General features: G+C 62.4%; 18 protein-coding genes. 8 read left to right on the top strand and 10 right to left on the bottom strand.

Annotated features, from left to right (window positions below):
• Positions 1-30: 30 nt before the first annotated feature.
• Positions 31-1,920, top strand: coding sequence for an ABC-F family ATP-binding cassette domain-containing protein (locus tag BHMPCIPO_RS06910; protein ID WP_173516075.1), 1,890 nt, complete (start codon positions 31-33; stop codon positions 1,918-1,920).
• A 19-nt stretch (positions 1,921-1,939) separates the two neighbouring features.
• Here the strand turns inward: BHMPCIPO_RS06910 and BHMPCIPO_RS06905 are convergent, their stop codons facing one another.
• On the bottom strand, positions 1,940-2,782 hold the full coding sequence (locus BHMPCIPO_RS06905; protein WP_173516074.1) for a GNAT family N-acetyltransferase: 843 nt from the start codon (positions 2,780-2,782) through the stop codon (positions 1,940-1,942).
• Between the two features lie 230 nt (positions 2,783-3,012).
• Here BHMPCIPO_RS06905 and BHMPCIPO_RS06900 point away from each other — a divergent pair, with 230 nt between their 5' ends.
• Positions 3,013-3,939, top strand: coding sequence for a Gfo/Idh/MocA family protein (locus BHMPCIPO_RS06900; protein ID WP_173516073.1), 927 nt, complete (start codon positions 3,013-3,015; stop codon positions 3,937-3,939).
• 73 nt (positions 3,940-4,012) lie between these two features.
• On the opposite strand, the gene BHMPCIPO_RS06895 is transcribed toward BHMPCIPO_RS06900, so the two are convergent.
• Positions 4,013-4,462, bottom strand: coding sequence for a DNA polymerase III subunit chi (locus BHMPCIPO_RS06895; RefSeq protein WP_173516072.1), 450 nt, complete (start codon positions 4,460-4,462; stop codon positions 4,013-4,015).
• Positions 4,463-4,503: 41 nt separating this feature from the next.
• The gene (locus BHMPCIPO_RS06890) at positions 4,504-5,997 is read right to left on the bottom strand and encodes a leucyl aminopeptidase (RefSeq protein WP_173516071.1); all 1,494 of its coding nucleotides are present in this window, start codon (positions 5,995-5,997) and stop codon (positions 4,504-4,506) included.
• Positions 5,998-6,411: 414 nt separating this feature from the next.
• Here BHMPCIPO_RS06890 and lptF point away from each other — a divergent pair, with 414 nt between their 5' ends.
• From lptF to rsmA, 6 genes are all read left to right on the top strand, one after another.
• Positions 6,412-7,581, top strand: coding sequence for an LPS export ABC transporter permease LptF (gene lptF, locus BHMPCIPO_RS06885; protein WP_173516070.1), 1,170 nt, complete (start codon positions 6,412-6,414; stop codon positions 7,579-7,581).
• Entirely contained in the window at positions 7,578-8,657 is a 1,080-nt protein-coding gene (gene lptG, locus BHMPCIPO_RS06880; protein WP_210266421.1) for an LPS export ABC transporter permease LptG, read from the top strand. The genes lptF and lptG overlap by 4 nt, the downstream gene beginning before the upstream one ends.
• Entirely contained in the window at positions 8,657-11,008 is a 2,352-nt protein-coding gene (locus tag BHMPCIPO_RS06875) for an LPS-assembly protein LptD (RefSeq protein ID WP_173516069.1), read from the top strand. Before lptG ends, BHMPCIPO_RS06875 begins: the two co-directional genes overlap by 1 nt.
• Before the next feature lie 187 nt (positions 11,009-11,195).
• On the top strand, positions 11,196-12,134 hold the full coding sequence (locus BHMPCIPO_RS06870) for a SurA N-terminal domain-containing protein (protein ID WP_173516068.1): 939 nt from the start codon (positions 11,196-11,198) through the stop codon (positions 12,132-12,134).
• Positions 12,135-12,147: 13 nt separating this feature from the next.
• A complete protein-coding gene (pdxA, locus tag BHMPCIPO_RS06865) occupies positions 12,148-13,176 on the top strand; it encodes a 4-hydroxythreonine-4-phosphate dehydrogenase PdxA (protein ID WP_173516067.1) in 1,029 nt (342 codons plus the stop codon).
• The gene (rsmA, locus tag BHMPCIPO_RS06860) at positions 13,176-14,003 is read left to right on the top strand and encodes a 16S rRNA (adenine(1518)-N(6)/adenine(1519)-N(6))-dimethyltransferase RsmA (protein ID WP_173516066.1); all 828 of its coding nucleotides are present in this window, start codon (positions 13,176-13,178) and stop codon (positions 14,001-14,003) included. The genes pdxA and rsmA overlap by 1 nt, the downstream gene beginning before the upstream one ends.
• 36 nt (positions 14,004-14,039) lie before the next feature.
• On the opposite strand, the gene gmk is transcribed toward rsmA, so the two are convergent.
• The 7 genes from gmk to fabD all read right to left on the bottom strand — a co-directional run bounded on the left by gmk (position 14,040) and on the right by fabD (position 21,215).
• Positions 14,040-14,699 carry a guanylate kinase gene (gene gmk, locus BHMPCIPO_RS06855; RefSeq protein WP_173516065.1) on the bottom strand — a complete coding sequence of 220 codons (660 nt, stop codon included), beginning with the start codon at positions 14,697-14,699 and terminating at the stop codon, positions 14,040-14,042.
• A gap of 3 nt (positions 14,700-14,702) precedes the next feature.
• A complete protein-coding gene (locus BHMPCIPO_RS06850; protein WP_173516064.1) occupies positions 14,703-15,590 on the bottom strand; it encodes a YicC/YloC family endoribonuclease in 888 nt (295 codons plus the stop codon).
• A gap of 98 nt (positions 15,591-15,688) precedes the next feature.
• Positions 15,689-16,888: an endolytic transglycosylase MltG gene (mltG, locus tag BHMPCIPO_RS06845; RefSeq protein ID WP_173516063.1), complete on the bottom strand. Its 1,200-nt coding sequence runs from the start codon at positions 16,886-16,888 to the stop codon at positions 15,689-15,691.
• A 553-nt stretch (positions 16,889-17,441) separates the two neighbouring features.
• Positions 17,442-18,707 carry a beta-ketoacyl-ACP synthase II gene (gene fabF / locus BHMPCIPO_RS06840; RefSeq protein ID WP_173516062.1) on the bottom strand — a complete coding sequence of 422 codons (1,266 nt, stop codon included), beginning with the start codon at positions 18,705-18,707 and terminating at the stop codon, positions 17,442-17,444.
• Between the two features lie 217 nt (positions 18,708-18,924).
• A complete protein-coding gene (locus BHMPCIPO_RS06835; RefSeq protein ID WP_003531676.1) occupies positions 18,925-19,161 on the bottom strand; it encodes an acyl carrier protein in 237 nt (78 codons plus the stop codon).
• Positions 19,162-19,493: 332 nt separating this feature from the next.
• Positions 19,494-20,231 carry a 3-oxoacyl-[acyl-carrier-protein] reductase gene (gene fabG / locus BHMPCIPO_RS06830; RefSeq protein ID WP_173516061.1) on the bottom strand — a complete coding sequence of 246 codons (738 nt, stop codon included), beginning with the start codon at positions 20,229-20,231 and terminating at the stop codon, positions 19,494-19,496.
• 39 nt (positions 20,232-20,270) lie between these two features.
• On the bottom strand, positions 20,271-21,215 hold the full coding sequence (fabD, locus tag BHMPCIPO_RS06825) for an ACP S-malonyltransferase (RefSeq protein ID WP_173516060.1): 945 nt from the start codon (positions 21,213-21,215) through the stop codon (positions 20,271-20,273).
• Positions 21,216-21,549: the final 334 nt, after the last annotated feature.

Raw genomic sequence — 21,549 nt, 5'->3', positions numbered from 1 at the left:
TTCCCGGCCAAGTCCGGGCAAAAGGCCGCAATGATCCAGATTTCCGGCCTTTCCGCCCGCATCGCGGGACGTCTCCTCATCGAAAATGCATCCGTGACGCTTCCGGCGGGCACGAAGGCGGGGCTCGTGGGCCGAAACGGTGCCGGCAAGTCGACGCTGTTTCGCATCATCACCGGCGACTTTGCCTCCGAAGCCGGCAGCATCTCGCTGCCCAGGAATGCCCGTATCGGCCAGGTCGCGCAGGAAGCGCCCGGCACCGAGGAACCGCTGATCGAGATCGTGCTCAAGGCTGACAAGGAGCGTTCGGCACTGATCGCCGAAGCGGAAACCGCGACGGACCCGCACCGCATCGCCGAGATCCAGACGCGGCTTGCCGATATCGGCGCCCACTCGGCCGAGTCCCGGGCGGCCAGCATCCTCGCTGGCCTCGGCTTCGACCACGAGGCGCAGCAGCGGCCGGCCTCGTCCTTCTCTGGCGGCTGGCGGATGCGCGTGGCATTGGCCGCGGTGCTTTTCTCCGAGCCCGACCTGCTGCTGCTCGACGAGCCGACCAACTACCTCGACCTCGAGGGCACGCTCTGGCTGGAGGACTATGTCCGCCGCTATCCGCATACGGTCATCATCATCAGCCACGACCGCGATCTCCTGAACACCGCAGTCAACGCCATCGTGCACCTCGATCAGAAGAAACTCACCTTCTATCGCGGCTCCTACGATCAGTTCGAGCGGCAGAAGGCCGAGGCCGACGAATTGCAGATGAAGGCGAAGGCGAAAAACGACGCCGCCCGCAAGCATCTGCAGAGCTTCATCGACCGGTTCCGGGCCAAGGCGACGAAGGCCCGCCAGGCGCAGAGCCGCATCAAGGCGCTAGAGCGCATGGGAACCGTGGCTGCCGTCATCGAGGACCATGTCCAGGGTTTCTCCTTCCCGGATCCAGAGAAGGAAGCAGCATCGCCGATCATCGCCGTCACCGGCGGCGCCGTCGGCTACGAGCCCGGCAAGCCGATCCTCAAGCGGCTGAACCTCAGGATCGACACCGACGACCGCATCGCGCTGCTTGGCTCCAACGGCAACGGCAAGTCCACCTTCGCCAAGTTCATCTCTGGCCGCCTCGCGCCCGAAGCAGGTGAATTGAAGATCGCGCCGAACCTCAAGGTCGGCTTCTTCGCTCAGCACCAGTTGGACGACCTCATCCCGACCCAGAGCGCGGTCGAGCATGTGCGTCGGCGCATGCCGGATGCGCCGGAAGCCAAGGTGCGCTCGCGCGTGGCGCAGATGGGGCTTGCGACGGAAAAGATGGAAACACCCGCCAAGGATCTCTCCGGCGGCGAAAAGGCGCGGCTGCTGATGGGCCTTGCCGCCTTCGATGCGCCAAACCTCCTGATCCTCGACGAGCCGACCAACCACCTCGACATCGACAGCCGCAACGCGCTGATCACCGCGCTCAACGACTATTCCGGTGCCGTGATCCTGATCTCGCATGATCGACACCTGATCGAGGCGACCGCCGACCGGCTGTGGCTGGTGCGCGATGGAACGGTGGCGAGCTATGACGGCGACCTCGAGGATTATCGCAGCCTGATCGTCGGCGGCACCAAGGCGAAGGACGAGAGGGTCAAGCCTTCGAGCGCCGAAGACAGCGTTTCGAAGGCGGACCAGCGCAAGGCCAATGCCGACAAGCGCGCCTCGCTTGCACCGCTTCGCAAGAAGATCAATGAAATCGAATCCTTGACCGGGAAACTGGAGAAACTGATTCAGGCACTTGATGTGGAACTGGCCGATCCGGCGCTCTACGAAAAGTCGCCTGCGAAAGCTGCACAGAAGGCCAAGGAACGCGCCGACGCGGCAACGAAACTCGTTCACGCCGAAGAGCAATGGCTCGAGCTTTCCGCCGAATACGAAGAGGCGATGGCCGGCTGACATGGGGCCGGCCGGTCGTTCATCCGAGCTCAAACGTGGTGATGCCATAGATCCGGGCAAGCGGCAGGCCTGGGTCCGGCCCGCGATACATGCGCGCCGTTTCGAACACCGGCCGCAGATTGTAGCGATCGCAAAGCGCCTTGGCCGAGGCATTCGGGTCGGGGATGTCGAGATAGACCTCGCTGCCGTTGACGCCGGAGGCGAGCTTGCGAAAAACCAGATCGGCGCCGGTCTCCGTATCGGAAAAGAGCGGCCCGATCTTGAACCCGTTACGGCAGGCGCGAATCGTCCCATAGGCCGCAACCGCGCCATCGCGCAGCAGCAAGACGCTGCGCCGTCCATCGCTCGACTTCAGCCATTCGCGAAGGAAGGCCTCACGACGGGCCGGGACGAAACGGCGGTCATATTCGGTGAGGAGCGACATATGAATCGGCGCGACCTCCAGGAGATCGGCACCCGGCGGCTCGACGACGTCGATCACACCGCCGTAGCGGATGTTCGCATGGGCGTAAGCGAAGCCGGACCGGCGATAATTCTCCTGCTGGGCGATCACGCCGTCGAGGCCGACGATGCGCCCATCGGCGGACGACATCGCCTGCTGCCACAATTGCCGGCCGATCCCCTGGCCACGAAAGTCCGGTCGCGTGATGAAGAAGCCGAGGAAGCCATAGCTTTGGTTGTATCGCACCAGTGAAATGGCTCCGATGGGCCCCTCCTCTCCACTCGCGATCCAGTAACCGTCCGGGTCGGCCGTCCAGAATGGGCCTGCGTCGCCGAGACCGGGATTCCACCCTTCCCCCGCTGCCCATTCGATCATGACGTCGAGTTCGACACGGCTTGCACGACGGATTTGCAACTGCATGTTCACTCCTCTTGCGGCGGTCAGATCACCCTGTTGACCCGCCCCCGCTGGCGAGACGACACGGCGTGTCCGTTGGTAGAGCTAGAGCGATGGCGTTCAGAGGGAATGATAGTCTGTCGATTTCCACGACATTGATGGCACATGCTGGCGGCGGACCGGCGGCGCTTGCCCCCTTTGCGCAATCTGCTACAAGAGCCGACAATAAGTCATACAAATCGAGCGGAACACCAATGGCCCCCATCAAAATTGCTCTTGTCGGCGTCGGCAAGATCGTTCGCGACCAACATCTGCCGGCGATCGCCAGAAACGGCGACTATCACCTGATCGCTGCGGCCAGCCGGCATGGCACGGTCGACGGCATCGACAATTTCAAATCGATCGAGGCGATGCTCGAAGCCGTGCCTGCGATCGAGGCCGTGTCGCTCTGCATGCCGCCGCAGTATCGCTACGAGGCGGCCCGCACGGCGCTCGATGCGGGCAAGCACGTGTTCCTGGAAAAGCCGCCGGGCGCCACCCTCAGCGAAGTCGCGGACCTCGAAGCGCTGGCGGCATCGAAGGGGCTGTCGCTGTTTGCCAGCTGGCATTCCCGCTACGCACCCGCCGTGGAAGCGGCAAAATCCTTTCTGGCGACAACGACGATCAATGATGTCCAGATCATCTGGAAGGAAGACGTGCGCCACTGGCACCCGAATCAGGAATGGATCTGGGCCGCGGGCGGTCTCGGCGTCTTCGACCCGGGCATCAACGCACTTTCGATCATTACCCACATCCTGCCGCTTCCGCTGTTCGTGACCTCGGCCGTGCTCGAATTCCCCGAGAATCGGGACGCGCCGATTGCTGCCAACATCACCTTCACGGATGGGAAGAAATTGCCGGTTTCCGCCGAGTTCGACTGGCGCCAGACCGGCAAGCAGAGCTGGGACATCGTCGCCCGGACGGCGGCAGGCGAGATGGTGCTGTCCGAAGGCGGCGCCAAGCTCGCCATCGATGGCAAGCTTGTCCATCACGAGCCGGAACAGGAATACCCGATGCTCTATCGGCGCTTCGCCGAGATCGTCAGAGCCGGGAAGTCGGACGTCGATCTGGCGCCGCTGCGCCACGTCGCCGACGCCTTCATGCTCGGCAAGCGCAAGTTCGTCGAAGCGTTCCACGATTGATATTCTGAGCACGTCAGAAGCACGAAGCCCGCGGCATCGGCCGCGGGCTTCTTCGTCGCAACGGGTTGTAAACTCAAGCCTTCTTTTCCCAGCGGCCGTCGCGGTTCTGTTGCCAATAGGTGAGGTTGTGCCCCTCCCCCTTCAACCGCTTCCAATGGGCGCGCGCGCCCTCGAGCTGATCCTGGTCGTAGCCATCGAACATGAAGACGACGCGCTCGTAGGTCGAAACATCAGGCGGGCTGGCGCCGTCAATGACGAAGCGGACCGTCGCGGCATTCGCATTGCCTTCGTCGGCCACCAGCAGGATCGGCTGGTCTGCAGCGAAGTCGCCGGCATCCGTGCCATGCGGCAGGAAGCTTTCGTCGCGATAAACCCACAGATGCGTGTCGAGCGCGTCGCGCCGCTCGGCGTCGATCGTCTGCACAGCCACCCGCCAGCCGCGCTCGACGCTCTTGTCGAGCAATGGCGGCAACGCGTCTTCGAGCTTCGATTCCGTCAGGTGATAGAACAGGATTTCGGTCATACCGATTGCTTCCCGCCTTTCGTCACGTCCGTCGCGGCCAGTCAGGATTCGTAGCTCGCCCGCACCAATTCATCGAGCAGCCGGACGCCGAAACCCGAGCCCCAGGACTGGTTGACCTCGTCCGTCGGCGTGCCCATGGCGGTGCCGGCGATATCGAGATGCGCCCAGGGCGTATCCTTGACGAAACGCTGCAGGAACTGCGCCGCCGTTACCGCACCGCCGTGGCGGCCGCCGGTGTTCTTCATATCGGCGAACTTGCTGTCGATCATCTTGTCGTATTCCTTGCCGAGCGGCATGCGCCACAGGCGTTCCTGCGTCGCGATGCCGGCGGCGAGCAACTGGCCGGCCAGGCGGTCATCGTTCGAGAATAGGCCGGCGTGGTGCGTTGCGAGCGCAACCATGATGGCGCCGGTCAAGGTCGCGAGATCGATGATCGCCTGCGGCTTGAAGCGGTCGTTGCAGTACCACAGCGCATCGCACAGCACGAGGCGGCCTTCGGCATCGGTGTTGATCACCTCGATCGTCTGGCCGGACATCGAGGTCACGATGTCGCCAGGGCGCTGTGCGCTGCCGTCGGGCATGTTTTCCACAAGGCCGATGATGCCGATGGCATTGACCTTCGCTTCGCGTGCGGCAAGCACATGCATGAGGCCGATGACGGCGGCGGCGCCGCCCATGTCACCCTTCATCTCCTCCATGCCGGCGGCCGGCTTGATCGAGATGCCACCGCTGTCGAAGACGACGCCCTTACCGACGAAGGCGAGCGGGCGGTCCTTGGCCTTGCCGCCCTTCCACTGCATGACGACGAGCCGCGGCGGGCGGGTAGACCCCTGCGCCACACCCAGCAGCGCGCCCATGCCGAGTTTCTTCATCTCCTTTTCGGTGAGAATCTCCACCTCGACGCCAAGCTTCTCCAGGTCCTTTGCCTTGGCGGCAAACTCGACCGGGCCCAGCACGTTCGCCGGCTCGTTCACCAGGTCGCGCGCCAGGAAGACGCCTTCGGCAACCGCCTGTGCGGTGGCGAAGGCCTTCTTCGCGGCGATGACCGTGCCGGTGACGATCGTCACCTTGGCCGGCTTGCCGGAGAATTTGGCCTCGTCGTCGGCTTTCTTGGTCTTGTAGCCATCGAATCTGTAGGCGTTCATCTCCATGCCGAGCGCGAAATCGGCGGCCGCCTTGCCGGTCACGTCGATCCCGGGCGCGTCGATGAAGACGGTCATCTTGTCGGCTGAACCGAGCTTCGCGGCGACGGCGCCGCCGGCCTTCAGCCAATCGTGTTCCGTAAGCGCATCCGCCTCTCCAAGCCCGAGCACGATGATTCGGTCTGCTGGCGAGCCATGCGGCGCAACGATATCGAGACTGGAGAACGCCTTTGCAGTGAACTTCTTCACCTTCGCCGCCTTTGTCACCACGTCTTGCGGATCGGCGACATCGGCACCGGCTGCAGCTCCGCCGCCCGACGTCTTGAGGAGCACGGCGACGCCGCCGCTCGGCCGGTGGGACTTGGCAAAGGTGAACTCGAACTTCATCGGCATTGAAAAACTCCGGCTACTTTCTTGTCTCTGCACGCATCCGGAGCAACGAAAGAAGCTTCCGAGAGCCGGTGTCAGGGCAAGGTGATTGTGGCCGCGACGCGTTGGGATGACACGGCGAGGCTTGTGGCGATCCGCCCTGTTACCGGGCGGTTACAGTGGAAAATATTCGCAACATTCGCCACCGTCAAAGCTGTGGCCGGCACCCTTCTCGCTTTTCAACCGCTTGGCAAGATGCCCCCGGATGTTTACATGCGGTTAACCGAGGTTCTTCGCCTTAAATTATCCCTGTTGCTTCACAATTTGAGCGACGCGAATAGCAGGCAAGAACCAGGCTTCGGCTAGGACCGGGCAAAACCCGGCCCGACGCCGCCGCCGGAACAGAAACATGAGCAGGATTTTGGACCGGACACGGGCATGAAGCTGATCGAACGCTACATATTCCGGCGTGCCTTGATCATGTTCCTCGCGACACTCCTGCCATTGCTCGGCATCGTGTGGACGACGCAGGCGCTTGCCAACGTCAATCTGGTCACCGACAGCGGCCAGTCGGTTCTGGCCTTCGCCAAGCTGGCAACGCTCATCCTGCCTTCGGTCGTCCCGATCATCCTGCCCTTCGCCCTGGTCATCGGCGTCACCCAGACGCTCACCACGATGAACACCGATTCGGAACTGACGGTGCTCAACGCCGCCGGCAGCTCGCGCATGGCCATCATCCGGCCGGTCATCTACCTGGCAGCGGGCCTGAGCGTCCTGTCTTTCGCCGTCGACAATTTCGTCGAGCCGTATTCGCGTGTTTCGGTACGCAAGATGCTGGCGACCGCCAATGCCGACCTGCTGTCGTCCGTCGTTCAGGAGAACTCGTTCCGCAAGGTTGCCGACGGCCTCTATGTCCAGGTCGGAGCGCGGCGAAGCGGCGGCGTGTTGCAGGGCATCTTCGTTGCCGATTCGCGCAATCCCGCCTTCGAACTCGTCTATTACGCCCGCGAAGGCGCGGTCGACGAAAAAAGCTCCGCGCTGGTGATGAAGGACGGCGAGGTGCAACGCAAATTGCCTGACGGCAGTGTCTCGATCATCAAGTTCGATTCCTATGCCTTCGACCTTGCCGATATGACCAAGACGACGCGCGAGGCGACGATCCGGGCGAAGGACCGGGACCTCGCCGGACTGCTCAATCCCGATCCGAACGATCAGGTCTACAAGAACAAACCGCTTGCCTTTACCGCCGAGATCAACCGCCGCCTGACGGAGTGGACCTTCCCGCTGCTGTTCGGCCTGATCGCATTGGTGTTCAGCAGCGACGCGCGCTCTCACCGGGAAGCGCGCCTCCATCCCATGGTGAGCGCGCTCGGAACGGCGCTGCTCATCCGCTGGATGACCTTCTATGCCGGCAACAGCGCCGAGGATTCCATCTGGTTCGTGCCGCTGATGTACATCGTGCCACTTGCAGCCGGCGCGCTCTGCATTCACCAGCTCGTGAGCAACAAGCGCCTCGACATCCCGATGACCTGGCAGGAAAAGCTGCAGGATCTCCTGGTACGCCTGCGCCTGGTGCGGCGTGACGCCGAGGGAGGGCAGCCATCATGATGGGCACGCTCTTACGCTACTTCTTCATCCGCTACGTCGTCACCACTTTCTGGTTTCTCGTCGGCATCTTCTCGTTGATCTTCATCATCGACTTCAGCGAGCAGGCAAGCCGCCTGGCGAACCTGCCGCATTATTCGATCACCGGCGCCCTGCTGATGACCGCCCTTCGCATCCCGCTGATCCTGCAGCAGACGATTCCGTTTGTGGCGCTGTTTTCGGCGATGGCGGCGCTGATCTCCCTCAACCGGCGCTATGAACTGGTCGTGACCCGCGCCGCAGGTATCTCCGTCTGGCAGTTCCTGCGCCCGTTCGTGCTGGGCGCCTTCCTCTTCGGCATGCTCGCCGTGATCGCGCTCAATCCGCTGGCGGCGTGGGGAACGAAACGTGGGGAGGCACTGCTGGCGGAATGGGGTGCCTCGCGTTCCTCCGACGCGGGGTCGATTCCGTGGCTGCGACAGATCCACAACGGGACCGATACGATCATCGGCGCGCGCTCGGTTCAGGACAACGGTACGACGCTCCTCAACGTCACCGTCATCCACTTCGATCCACAGGGCTCGATCATTCTGAGACAGGATGCGGCTTCGGCGAAACTCGAAGATGGTTACTGGCTTCTTAACGAGGTAACGGAAACGCGCAATGGACAACTGCCGCGTCGTCTAAAAACAGCACAACTCAGCACCAATCTGAAGGCTGAGTTTGTTCAGGAACGTCTTGCAAAGGCTGATTCCATTCAGTTTTTTGACCTGCCCGGCAAGATCGAAGTGGCCCGCTCCTTCGGTTTTTCAACCAATGCCATGGAAACCCAATTCCACTCGATGCTCTCGCTGCCGCTGCTTCTCGTCGCCATGACGCTGATCGCCGCCTGCGTGTCGCTCAAATTTAGCCGGTTCAACCAATCTCGCTCCGTAATTCTCGGTGGCATCCTTTCAGGCTTCGTGCTTTATGTCGTGACCGTGCTTGTCAAAGCATTCGGGAGCAGCGGCATTGTGCCTCCTTTCGTTGCAGCCTGGTTGCCAGTTGTTGTAGCGATGGCGCTGGGCTCGACGATTCTTTTAAATCAGGAGGATGGCTAGTGGCGGTAGTGAACCGCAAACGCATGACGCTGATCAACGCTACCCTGCTCGCAGGTGTGGCGCTGCAGACACTTGCCATGGGAATGAGTGCGCCTGCGATGGCGCAGCAGACTTCGGACCGCCTCGATTCGCTGCGTCCGAACATGCCGGAAGACGCCAAGCTGCTTCTGTCCGCCAATGAGCTCGTCTACAACAAGGACGCCGAGAAGGTGATCGTGCGCGGCAACGTGCAGATCGACTACGGCGGCTACAAGATGGTGGCCCGTCAGGTCGAGTACGACCAGAAGAATGGCCGCATCTATGCATCCGGGGACATCCAGTTCGTCGAGCCGGGCGGCAATGTCGTCTACGCTGACAAGATGGACGTCACCGACGATTTCGGCAACGGTTTCCTTGAGCAGATGCGCATCGAAACCACCGACCTGACCCGGCTTGCCGCAACGAGCGGCGAGCGCCGGAACGGCGAGGAATTCATCCTGAACGAGGCCGTCTACACGGCCTGCACACCCTGCGCGACCAAGCCGGAACATCGCTCGCTGTGGCATATCAAGGCGCAGCGCGTCATTCAGAACGGCCGCACGCGGACGATTCGCCTGGAGAACGCCCGCTTCGAGCTCTTCGGCAAGCCGATCGCCTATATTCCGGTGATGGAACTGCCCGACCATACGGTCAAGCGCAAGAGCGGCTTCCTGTTCCCGACGTTCCGCTCGGCGCAGAAGCTCGGCGTCGGCGTCGGCGTCCCCTACTACTGGGCGATCTCGCCCTATATGGACGCGACGGCAACCGTCACGGGCCTGACCCGACAGGGCTTCCTGCTGGAGGGCGAGTTCCGCCAGCGGTTCCACAACGGCTTCCATACGCTGAACGTTGCCGGCATCAGCCAGCTCGACAAGAGCAAGTTCACGCCCGGCACGGTCGACGCGGAGAAGACCAATCGCGGCATGATCGCGTCGAAGGCCGAGTTCGAGATCAATCCGCGCTGGACGTTCGGCTGGAACGTTCTCGTCCAGTCGGACGCCAACTTCGCCAAGACCTACGAACTGTCGAACTTCGACGGAACGACCTATGTCAACCAGGCCTATTTGACCGGGCTCGGCAAGCGAAACTACTTCGACCTGCGCGCCTTCTACTTCGACATTCAGGACGCGGATCCGAACAGCATCAAGGAAAACCAGCAGCCTGCGGCGCAGGTGCTCGATTACTCCTACAAGGCGCCGCAGCCCATATTGGGCGGCGAACTTTCGGCGACCGTCAACCTCACCAACATCAAGCGCAATCGGCTGGACTTCGAGGCCGTCCCAGGCGTCGTCGATCGCTTCCGCGGTCTGGAAGGCACAACCCATCGCCTGACGGGCGAGCTTGAATGGAAACGCACGTTCATCGCCCCCGGCGGTCTCGTCGTCACACCGCTGCTGGCGGCACGCGGCGATGCACTCGGGCTGAACATGGACGCGCCTGGCCCGCTCTATACCGGCGACTACAACACCAGCGACGCCACGACGCGGCGCATGTTGACCGCCGGTCTCGAAGCCCGCTACCCGATCCTCTTCGTCGGCGAGGACAGCAGCCATGTGCTCGAGCCGATCGCTCAGCTCTACGCGCGCCCTGACGAACAGGACGCTGGCGGTCTGCCGAACGAAGACGCTCAGAGCTTCGTGTTCGACGCGACCAACCTTTTCGACCGCGACAAGTTCTCCGGCTTCGACCGGGTGGAAGGTGGCACGCGCGCCAATGTCGGCTTCCGCTATACCGGTACCTTCGACAGTGGCTACGGCCTGCGCGGCATCGTCGGCCAATCCTTCCATCTCGGAGGCCTGAACTCCTTTGCAACCGACGACCTGGTGAAGGTCGGCGCGGAATCCGGCCTGGAAACGAAGCGCTCGGACTATGTCGCGATGTTCGGCATCGACGCGCCGTCCGGCCTGATGGCGAGCCTCTCGGGTCGTCTCGACGAAAAGGATCTGGCACTGCGCCGTGCCGATGCGACCGTCGGGTACCTCGGCACGACGTGGCAGGCGGCGATGACCTATACGCGCATCGAAGCGCAGCCGCTTTATGGCTCGCAGGTGGATCAGGACGAAATCCAGACGGCCGCCGCCTATAAGTTCCACGACTATTGGTCAGTCTTTGGTGCCATCACCTACGACATCAACCGGGACGTCATCTCGCGCAACGGCTTCGGCATTACCTACGACGATCAGGACACCCTGTTCTCGATCGTCTACAAGCAGGAACGCGATACCAGCAGCACGCTGGCGAACGATTGGTCGATCGGTGCCAGGATCAGCTTCCGTACCCTCGGCGACGTCAATGTCGGCGACACCAAGTTCGAAGAGCTGGATTACTATTAAGATCATTGGAACGAGGGGGCGAAACGCGAAGTTCGCCCCCTCTCGCAATTTTGGGCTGCTCAAACGGTCTTGTCATCGTTTGGCCGCATGTATTATGCATTTCCTCCGACAAGATAAGGCAACGGCGCAACGCCGGTAGGCGGACAAGACCCGACGACAGTGATCGTCCGGCAAACAGGAAAAGGTAATGGGCGGGAAAATGTCGATCTCGAGGACGCTTTCGGTATTGGCTGTGGCCGGGGCCCTGAGCATCGCGGCATGTGCCGGTGCGCAGGCTGCAAGTCAGGTCAAGGTAACGGTCAACAACACCGTGATCACCTCGGGCGATATTGCCAAACGTGTCGCATTCATCCGCCTGCAGCGTCAAAAGGGCGGAGCAGACGAAGCCAAGAAGCAGCTTGTCGACGAAGTGCTGAAGCGCGCCGAGATTGCCCGGCTCGGGCAATCGGTGAGCACGCAGGAGGTCGATGCCGCCTTTGCCCGCTTTGCCGGAGGCAACAAGCTTTCACCAGAACAGCTCGGCAAGATCCTCGACCAGGCGGGCGTCGGCGTCGAGCATTTCAAGCAGTATATCGCCGTCCAGATGAGCTGGCCGCGTGCGGTCAACTTCCGCTACGGCAATTCGAGCCGGCTGCAGGGCGCCGATCTCGTCAAGCGGATGATGGAAGGCGGCGGCAACAAGCCGGTGACGACCGAATACTTCCTGCAGCAGGTGATCTTCGTCATTCCCGAAAAGAAGCGCGGCGCCATCACGGCGAAGCGGCAGGCTGAGGCAAATGCCTCGCGGTCGCAGTTCCCGGGCTGCGAGACCTCCAAGGTGTTTGCCGCCAACTATCGCGACGTTTCGATCCGCAATCTCGGTCGTATGCTCGCCCAGCAATTGCCGGACGAATGGAAGCCCCTGGTCGAAAAGGCCGGCGAAAACGGCACGACCGGAACTCGCGTAACCGAAAAGGGCGTCGAATACCTGGCGATCTGCAAGAAGCGTGAGGTCAACGACGACACGGCCGCAGAAATCGTCTTCCGCGCCGAGGATATCGGCAAGAAGAAAACGGGCGGAGAAGACCCGAACAGCGAAAAGTATCTTGAGGAACTGCGCAAGAAAGCGCAGATCGTCAACAAGTAAGCACAGCGGTAACATGCGCGAACCAACCGGCGGGCCACTCGCCCTGACCATGGGTGATCCGGCCGGTATCGGGCCGGATATCAGCCTTTCCGCCTGGCTTGGCCGCCGCGAGCACGCGACGGCACCTTTCCTTTTCATCGGCGATCCTTCGGTGCTTGCCGCGCGAGCGGCGATGCTCGGCTATTCGGTTCCCGTGCGGGAAACAGATTGTGCCGGCGCCGTTGCCGTATTCGATGCGGCGCTGCCGATTCTGCCGGTCACCTGCCCAGCCCCGGTTACGGCGGGCGATCCCGACACGGCCAATGCCAGCGCCGTCATCAAGGCGATCGATACGGCGGTGCGGATCGTCACCGCCGGCGAAGCTTCGGCTGTCGTGACCAACCCGATCGCCAAGGCGGTTCTCTACGACGCCGGTTTCCGTTTTCCCGGCCACACCGAATACCTGGCGGATCTCGCGGAGAAGGCGACGGGACAAGCCGTTCTGCCGGTCATGATGCTGGCCGGACCGAAGCTGCGTGCGGTTCCGGTCACGATCCATATCCCCCTGAAAGACGTACCGGGCCAGTTAACGCCGGATCTCATCTATCGCACCTGTGCGATTACGGCGGCTGATCTGCGCAACCGTTTCGGGCTCGAGCGACCGCGCCTCGCGATCGCTGGGCTCAACCCTCACGCCGGCGAAAACGGTGCGCTCGGCCTTGAGGATAACGCCGTCATCCGCCCCGTGATCGACCGTCTGCGGGCCGAGGGGATCGATGCCGTGGGTCCCCTGCCGGCGGATACGATGTTCCATGATCGGGCGCGCGCGACCTACGACGTTGCAATCTGCATGTATCACGATCAGGCGCTGATCCCGGCCAAGGCGCTCGGCTTCGACGACAGCGTCAATGTCACGCTCGGCCTTCCCTTCATCCGCACGTCGCCTGACCACGGCACAGCCTTCAGCCTTGCCGGCAAGGGCGTCGCCCGCGACGACAGCCTCAGGGCGGCACTTGATCTTGCCGCGATGCTCGCGAACAATAGCCCGGGAGATATCCGCTGATGGCCGCGCTCGACGGTCTTCCTCCGCTGCGCGACGTGATCCAGCGCCACGGCCTCGACGCCAGGAAGGCGTTGGGCCAGAACTTCCTGCTCGACCTCAACCTGACGCAGAAGGTTGCCCGGACCGCCGGTTCGCTCGAAGGCGTGACGGTCATCGAAGTCGGCCCCGGTCCCGGCGGCCTGACGCGCGCCATCCTGGCCCTCGGAGCCAAGAAAGTCATCGCGATCGAGCGCGACTCCCGCTGCGTGCCGGCGCTTGCGGAAATCGGCGCGCACTATCCGGACCGGTTGCAGGTGATCGAAGGCGACGCCCTGAAAACACCGTTCGAGACGCTTGCCGATGATGGGCCGGTCAAGATCATCGCCAACCTGCCCTACAATGTCGGCACGCAATTGCTCGTAAACTGGCTATTGCCCGAACGCTGGCCGCCATTCTGGCAATCGTTGACGCTGATGTTCCAGCGGGAAGTTGGCCTCAGGATCGTCGCCGAAGCGGATGACGATCACTACGGACGCCTCGGGGTGCTCTGCGGCTGGCGCACCAGGGCGCGGATGGCTTTCGACGTGCCGCCACAGGCTTTCACGCCGCCGCCCAAGGTGACGTCATCGGTGGTCCATCTGGAGCCCGTGGAGAACCCGATCCCCTGCTCCGTTTCGGCACTCGAGAAGGTGACGCATGCCGCCTTCGGCCAGCGCCGCAAAATGCTGCGGCAAAGCCTCAAGCCGCTTGGCGGCGAAACCCTGCTGGCAAAGGCCGATATCGACCCGCAGCGGCGGGCCGAGACGCTTTCGGTGGAAGAATTCTGCCGCCTGGCAAACTGCCTCTGAGCACTGTGGCCGGCAGGACCGGCCAATCCCATCGACTTAGAACGGATTTTCCGTCAGAAGCCCATTGACGAAATCGAACAGGCCCGGGCGTCGGTCGCGACGAAGCCGTTCGGCCTCGACGATCGCCCGTACGGAGGCGAAAGCGCGATCGAGGTCGTCGTTGAGCACGATGTAATCGTACTCGCGCCAGTGCTCGATCTCGGCGCGCGAGTTGGCAAGCCGTGTCGCAATCACCTCTTCGCTGTCTTCGGCCCGACGGTGCAGGCGTGACTGCAGCTCGGTCATCGACGGCGGCAGGATGAAGATCGACACGACGTCGCCGGCCATCTTTTCCTGGAGTTGCTGGGCGCCCTGCCAATCGATATCGAAGAGCATGTCGCGGCCGGCGGCCATCGCCGCTTCGACGGCATCGCGTGGCGTGCCATAGAAATTGCCGTGCACCTCCGCCCATTCGAGCAGCGAGTCGGTCGCCCGCAACGCTTCGAATTCCCGGATCGACTTGAAGTGATAATGCCGGCCATCGATTTCGCTCGGACGGCGCTGGCGCGTCGTCACGCTGACGGAGATGCTCATCTCCGGGTCGGCTTCTAGGAGGTTGCGCGCGATCGTCGACTTGCCGGCGCCCGAGGGCGAGGAGATGACGAGCATCAGCCCACGACGGGCAATCTTGATGGGCGAAGGGGTCGCCGGGGTCATGCTTTACTCCAGATTCTGGACCTGTTCACGGAACTGGTCGATGACGACCTTGAGTTCGATGCCGGCGGCCGAAACGGCGGCCGCATTCGACTTGGAACAGATCGTATTCGATTCTCGGTTAAATTCCTGTGCCAGGAAATCAAGCTTGCGGCCGACGGGGCCACCCTTCGCCAGCAGCTCCCGCGCCGCTGCGATGTGGGAGCCAAGCCGGTCGATCTCTTCCCGAAGGTCAGCCTTGGTGGCGAGCAGCGCCACTTCGGCGTAAAGGCGTTCCCGGTCGAGCGAGGAGCCGTTGTCCATCACCAAAGCCACCTGCTGGGCAAGCCGGTCGGCGATCGCCGCGGCGCTGCGCGACGGATCGGCCTCCACGGTCGCCGTAAGTGCCTCGATGCCTTCGACCTGCGCCAGCAGGATCTGACATAGCGCTGTCCCCTCCTCCTCACGCATGGCGCGGAGGTCGGAAAGCGCGAGCCTCAGGCCTTCGAGGATGTCCGTATCGAGGGCGGCACGCTCCTCTTCGCTTTCTTCCGGTTCGCGAAAATCGACAATCCCGCGGATTGAGAGAAGCGTGTCAAATTTCAAGGGCGCCGGATCGACGAGATCGCCGAGTTGTTCGCGCAAGTTCAAGACCGCCGTCAGCGCGCCCTGATTGACCACCGCCTCGACGGTTGCTTCCGCGCCACTGACGGAAAGCCCGATCTGGAGATTGCCACGTGAGAAATAATCTGTCGCGAGTTTGCGCACTTCGGGTTCGAAGCGCTCGAGCCCTTGCGGCAGGCGCAACCTGAGATCAAGGCCCTTGCCATTGACGGAGCGCAGTTCCCAAGCCCAACGGCGGCGGCCACTGCTGCCTTCCCTTCGGGCAAAGCCGGTCATCGATTGGAGCGGCATCGTCACCTCCGTTGTGTTTCAGCAGAAGCAATACGGCTACGGCGCGGCATCCCGCAAGGGATATCCGCGCCGTGATCTATCCGTCCACAATGCAGCGTTTATTGCGGCTGCGCTGCTGCCGGTTCAGCCACTGCAGCATCCGTGGCAGCCTTCGCGGCTTCCGCTGCCTTCTCGGCTTCCGCCTTGCGCCAACGCCTTACGTTCGCGTTGTGCTCATCCAAAGTCTCGGCGAAAACATGGCCGCCCGAACCGTCCGCGACGAAGTAGAGTTCCGGTGTACGCGACGGATTGGCGACTGCCTCCAGCGCCGCACGGCCCGGATTGGCGATCGGCGTCGGCGGCAAGCCCTTGATGATATAGGTGTTGTAGGGCGTCTGCTTGTCGATGTCGGACTTCAGGATCGGACGGTCCGCCGGCTTTCCGTCGCCGCCGAAAATGCCGTAGATGATCGTCGGGTCGGACTGCAGGCGCATGCCTTTGTCGAGCCGGTTGATGAAAACGGAGGCGACCCGCGGCCGTTCGTCGGCGCGACCGGTTTCCTTTTCCACGATCGAAGCAAGCGTGACGAGTTCCTCGACCGTCGAGACCGGCAGGTTCGGATCACGCTTCTCCCAGATCTGGTCGACCAGCGCCTTCTGGGCGGCAACCATCTGCTGGACGATCTCGCCGCGCTTGGTGCCGCGTGTGAACTTGTAGGTGTCCGGCATCAGCGAGCCTTCCGGCGGAAGCTCCTTCGGCAGATCGCCAACCAGAACCGGATCGTCGGAAAGCTTGTGGAACATCTGCTTGACGGTCAGACCTTCGGGCAGAGAAACGGAATAGAGGATCGATTTGCCCGACTTCAGAAGCTGCATCACGTCCTGCATCGACGAGCCGGCCTTGATTTCATACTCGCCGGCCTTCAGCGTCTCATTATCGAGATAGGCTTCCGAGACAAAGCGGAAGACGCGCGCGTCGGTAATGATGTTGCTGCGCTCGAGACCGCTGGCGATCTCGCTCATGCCGGCACCGCTCCTGACGATGAAGTTCTGATTTGCCTGCAGCGGACCCGGCTTCTCGTACTGATGCATGGCGTAGTAGACCGTACCGGCCGCGGCAAGCGCCGCGAAGACGATGATGGTCATCACGAAGTTCAGGAAGATCACCACCTGGCTGCGCGCCTTGCGCGACCGCTTCGGAGGCTGCGGCACCTTTTCCGGGCGCAGCGCCTCGTTGGCCGATTTCGGAATGATCGGCCCGTTGCTCGCGTTTTCATTGCGGCCGAATTGCGCCGCGCCGTTATCGTTTGAGTCGCTCACGATTGTCCCGAACCCGAAATTCGCAGCCTCATTCTCTTCCTGCCCCGGTGCGAATTTCGGACTGGACCATGGCAGGCTTAAGTCAATTTCATAAACGGCGCCGACCTGGCGGGCGGCGTTCCGCAGTCTTCATCACAATAGACCTGCGGCGCAGTGCCTTGGCACCAGGAACCACAGAAATGTGTCGGTTCACCGCCTATTCAAGAGAAGACGATGGACGGCTGACACTTTACAGAACCGTACGCCTTACAGGACGCGTTCAGGTCGCTGTAACACTCTAAATGACTGCCTGTTTTCTCCTTAAATCGGATGGATTCAAGGAGACTGGCAGCCGTTCGGAACGTGGCGCCCCCGATATCCCTGGGCGGGCGACCTGTTCCCGGCAATAGTTAAATGGCAATCTGACAGATATGCCTTGCGCGAACATAGCGGTCGGCAAGCACCGCCGCGATGGCGTTGCATCCTCCCAAATCATGCTTGTAGCGAGCAATGCGGCAAAAGCAGGATCATCGGACCGACTTGTTGGGTCGATCCGATGATTGGCAGGGCCCGATCAGGCGCCCGTATAGCGGCGCAGGACCAGCGACGCGTTGGTGCCGCCGAAGCCGAAGGAGTTCGACAGCGCCACGTTGATCTCGCGCTTGCGCGCGACGTGCGGCACGAGGTCGATTTTGGTTTCTATCGACGGATTGTCGAGGTTGAGCGTCGGCGGTGCGATATTGTCGCGAATCGCGAGTGCCGAGAAGATCGCTTCGACAGCGCCGGCAGCGCCGAGCAGATGGCCGATCGCCGACTTGGTCGAGGACATGGAGATCTTCGACGCATGCTCGCCGACCAGGCGCTCGACGGCAGCGAGCTCGATCGTGTCCGCCATGGTCGAAGTGCCGTGGGCGTTGATATAGTCGACGTCGGCGGCCGTCAGGCCGGCGCGCTTCAGCGCCATCTGCATGCAGCGATAGGCGCCGTCGCCGTCTTCCGACGGAGCAGTGATGTGGAAGGCGTCGCCGGAAAGGCCGTAACCGACGACTTCCGCATAGATCTTCGCGCCGCGGGCCTTGGCGTGCTCGAGCTCTTCGAGGATGACGACGCCGGCACCCTCGCCCATGACGAAGCCGTCTCGATCGACATCGTAGGGACGCGATGCCTTCTCAGGGTTGTCGTTGTGCTGGGTCGACAGGGCCTTGCAGGCGGCGAAGCCCGCGAGCGAGATCCGGCAGATCGGCGATTCCGCACCGCCGGCAACCATGACGTCGGCATCGCCGAGTGCAATCAGACGGCTCGCGTCGCCGATGGCGTGCGCGCCGGTCGAGCACGCGGTGACGACCGAGTGGTTCGGGCCACGCAGCTTGTGGCGGATCGACACCTGGCCCGAGGCGAGGTTGATGAGGCGGCCGGGAATGAAGAACGGCGAAATGCGGCGGGGGCCCTTGTCGCGCAACGTATAGCCGCCTTCGACGATGCCTTCGAGACCGCCGATACCCGAACCGATCAGGACGCCGGTCGCGATCTGGTCCTCGTTGCTCTCCGGCTTCCAGCCGGCGTCGGCAAGCGCCATGTCGGCGGCCGCCATCGCATAAACGATGAACGGATCAACCTTGCGCTGCTCCTTCGGCTCCATCCAGTCGTCGGCGTTGAAGGTTGCGTCGGTACCGTCACCGAAAGGAATGCGGCAGGCGATCTTGGCAGGAAGATCCTCGACCTCGAATTCGGTCACCTTGCGCGCAGCATTCTGCCCGGCAAGAAGGCGCGCCCACGTCGCCTCAGTTCCGCAACCCAAGGGAGATACCATGCCGGTACCGGTGATAACGACACGTCTCATAGTCCGCGACCCACCCTGACTTTTCAATTTCAGAGCCGGATCGGACCACGTGTGACGAACCCGATCCGGGCATCCATTTTAAGGTTCTTATTCACGATCAGAGGAAAATGCGGGAAAACGCTTGCTGATCGAAACCCGCGCTCGCGGGACAGCCCACTTCCCTGGGCTGAAACGGGCCGCTTTAGGCGACCCGTCTACGGCCGTAGCCGCTTGGATATTAGGCCTGGGCCTTTTCGATGAACTTGACGGCGTCGCCGACGGTCAGGATCGAGTCAGCGGCATCGTCCGGGATTTCAACGCCGAATTCTTCTTCGAAAGCCATGACCAATTCGACGGTGTCGAGCGAGTCCGCGCCGAGGTCATCGATGAAGCTTGCGCCTTCGCTGACCTTTTCGGCGTCGACGCCAAGATGATCAATAACAATTTTCTTTACGCGTTCTGCGATATCGCTCATGTCGGAGTTCCTCGACCTTCGTTTCTGTGGGCGCCTGTTCCGGCACCGGTACTCTTATTCAAGCCTGATAGACCAAGACGGGCTACCCGGCAATCCATCCAACCGGAACTGCGGCAAACCCAGGGCAGCCAAGGCTGCCGGACACCTGGCGGGACCGGTCGACTGCTAACAGTCATGGCCCGATTAACACGGTTTAAGTCTGTCGCAAAGTCCGAAAATGCCTGACATTCGCTTGGTCAACATTGAATTTCAGGCATTTGGCAGGCGCATCCCGGGACGTTGAATATCGCCCGCCGCACAATCTCGACGGGCGACGCATCCCGGAAACCGGATCAGATCATGGCCATGCCGCCATTGACGTGAATCGTCTGGCCGGTGACGTAGCCAGCCTCGTTCGACGCGAGGTAGACGACGGCCGACGCAATCTCTGCGCCGGTGCCCATGCGCTTCATCGGGATCGCGCCCATGATCGCATCTTTCTGCTTGTCGTTCAGCTTGCCGGTCATCGCGCTCTCGATGAAACCGGGCGCGACGCAGTTGACGGTGACGTTGCGCGTCGCGATCTCCTGCGCCAGGGACTTCGAGAAGCCGATCATGCCGGCCTTGGAGGCACAGTAATTGGCCTGGCCCGGATTGCCGGTGACACCGACGATCGAGGTGATGTTGACGATGCGGCCGAAGCGGCGCCGCATCATCGGATGGGTGAGCTCGCGCGTCAGGCGGAAGACGGCGGTCAGGTTGACTTCGAGAACGCTGTCCCAGTCCTCATCGCTCATGCGCACGAAGAGGCCGTCCTTGGTGATGCCGGCATTGTTGACGAGAATATCGACGCCGCCGAGTTCGGCCTCGGCCTTTTCGCCGAGCGCCTTGACTTCGGCACGGTCGGAAAGGTTCGCTGGGAAGAGCTGCACGCGATCGCCGAGTTCGTTGGCAAGCGCTTCCAGCTTTTCGACGCGCGTGCCGTGCAGGCCGACGGTTGCGCCCTGGGCGTGCAGCATGCGGGCGATTTCTTCACCGATACCACCGGATGCGCCGGTAACGAGAGCCTTGCGGCCGGAAAGATCGAACATCTGATTGATTCCTTGTAACTGGAGCGCTTACGCGATCGCTCAGGCGAGCAAGGCGGCAAGTGCGGTGTCGATATCGGCAGGCGTATTGACGGCAATACCGTTGACGGTCTTGTCGATCCGGCGGGCAAGCCCGGTCAGGACCTTGCCGGAACCAAGTTCATAAAGCGTCGTGACATTGTTGGCGGCAAACCACTCGACCGTCTCGCGCCAACGGACCTGGCCCGTGACCTGCTCCACCAGCAGCCGGGCGATCTCGCCGGCATCGCTGACAGGTGCGGCCAGCACGTTGGCGATCACCGGCACGACGGGATTGCGCTTCTCGACCTTGGCCAGCGCCTCGCGCATCACGTCGGCGGCCGGCGCCATCAGGCTCGAATGGAAGGGTGCGGAGACCGGCAGCATCAAAGCGCGCTTTGCGCCTCTCTCGGAGGCCAGGGCCGCAGCCTTCTCGACGGCAGCCTTCTCGCCGGAGATCACCAGCTGGCCGCCGCCGTTGTCGTTGGCGATCTGGCAGGCCCCAAGGGCAGAGGCTTCGCGGCAGACGGCGTCGACATCGGCATGTTCCAGTCCGATGATCGCGGCCATCGCGCCCTTGCCGACCGGTACGGCCGCCTGCATCGCGTTGCCGCGGATGCGAAGGAGACGCGCCGTGTCGGCGATCGAGAACGTGCCCGCGGCGCAGAGCGCCGAATATTCGCCCAGCGAATGACCGGCGACGAAGGAGACCTTGGACTTGATGTCGAGGCCCTTGGCTTCGAGCACCCGGATGACGGCCATCGATACGGCCATCAATGCGGGCTGCGCGTTCGCGGTCAGCGTCAGCGTTTCCTCGGGACCGTTCCACATGATCTCGGATAGCTTCTCGCCGAGTGCCTCGTCGACTTCGGCAAAAACGGCCGCAGCTTCCGGAAAGGCGTCCGCCAGGTCCTTGCCCATGCCGACAGCCTGGCTGCCCTGGCCGGGAAACGTGAATGCAATGCTCATGGGATAGTCCCTTCCCTAGATCGCTATGATTTCGGGTCGGCTCGACACGAAATCATAGTGATCGGTTCTTATGAGTTGGAGCGGGTGCGGGCGAAAATCGCAAATACTTTTCCCCAAGCCCGCTCCGGTTTTCTCTCCATTCACATTCCTGAACGGCGAGTCAAGCTTGGAGGCCCATACGGACGAGGCCGACGGGGCCTTTTGCCCTTGATCTTCAACAATCAAGGCGTAAGTTTGCCGCCCGATGTCGTTCTGCCCTGCAACCGACGCAAGGGCAAAGGCGGCCACTCCATTCCCGGCGCGCGCCCCTTTCCTCCCCAGGTCGGCGCCCGCC

Source organism: Ensifer sesbaniae (assembly GCF_013283665.1).
Lineage (GTDB): Bacteria > Pseudomonadota > Alphaproteobacteria > Rhizobiales > Rhizobiaceae > Ensifer > Ensifer sesbaniae.
Note: the sequence above shows the minus strand (reverse complement) of the source record. Positions and strands in the feature narration are given on the sequence as shown.

Coding starts and splice junctions, on each gene's coding strand:
- BHMPCIPO_RS06910 (WP_173516075.1), top strand. CDS start 31: ATGATCCAGATTTCCGGCCTTTCCGCCCGCATCGCGGGACGTCTCCTC.
- BHMPCIPO_RS06905 (WP_173516074.1), bottom strand. CDS start 2,782: ATGCAGTTGCAAATCCGTCGTGCAAGCCGTGTCGAACTCGACGTCATG.
- BHMPCIPO_RS06900 (WP_173516073.1), top strand. CDS start 3,013: ATGGCCCCCATCAAAATTGCTCTTGTCGGCGTCGGCAAGATCGTTCGC.
- BHMPCIPO_RS06895 (WP_173516072.1), bottom strand. CDS start 4,462: ATGACCGAAATCCTGTTCTATCACCTGACGGAATCGAAGCTCGAAGAC.
- BHMPCIPO_RS06890 (WP_173516071.1), bottom strand. CDS start 5,997: ATGCCGATGAAGTTCGAGTTCACCTTTGCCAAGTCCCACCGGCCGAGC.
- lptF (WP_173516070.1), top strand. CDS start 6,412: ATGAAGCTGATCGAACGCTACATATTCCGGCGTGCCTTGATCATGTTC.
- lptG (WP_210266421.1), top strand. CDS start 7,578: ATGATGGGCACGCTCTTACGCTACTTCTTCATCCGCTACGTCGTCACC.
- BHMPCIPO_RS06870 (WP_173516068.1), top strand. CDS start 11,196: ATGGGCGGGAAAATGTCGATCTCGAGGACGCTTTCGGTATTGGCTGTG.
- pdxA (WP_173516067.1), top strand. CDS start 12,148: ATGCGCGAACCAACCGGCGGGCCACTCGCCCTGACCATGGGTGATCCG.
- rsmA (WP_173516066.1), top strand. CDS start 13,176: ATGGCCGCGCTCGACGGTCTTCCTCCGCTGCGCGACGTGATCCAGCGC.
- gmk (WP_173516065.1), bottom strand. CDS start 14,699: ATGACCCCGGCGACCCCTTCGCCCATCAAGATTGCCCGTCGTGGGCTG.
- BHMPCIPO_RS06850 (WP_173516064.1), bottom strand. CDS start 15,590: ATGCCGCTCCAATCGATGACCGGCTTTGCCCGAAGGGAAGGCAGCAGT.
- fabF (WP_173516062.1), bottom strand. CDS start 18,707: ATGAGACGTGTCGTTATCACCGGTACCGGCATGGTATCTCCCTTGGGT.
- BHMPCIPO_RS06835 (WP_003531676.1), bottom strand. CDS start 19,161: ATGAGCGATATCGCAGAACGCGTAAAGAAAATTGTTATTGATCATCTT.
- fabG (WP_173516061.1), bottom strand. CDS start 20,231: ATGTTCGATCTTTCCGGCCGCAAGGCTCTCGTTACCGGCGCATCCGGT.
- fabD (WP_173516060.1), bottom strand. CDS start 21,215: ATGAGCATTGCATTCACGTTTCCCGGCCAGGGCAGCCAGGCTGTCGGC.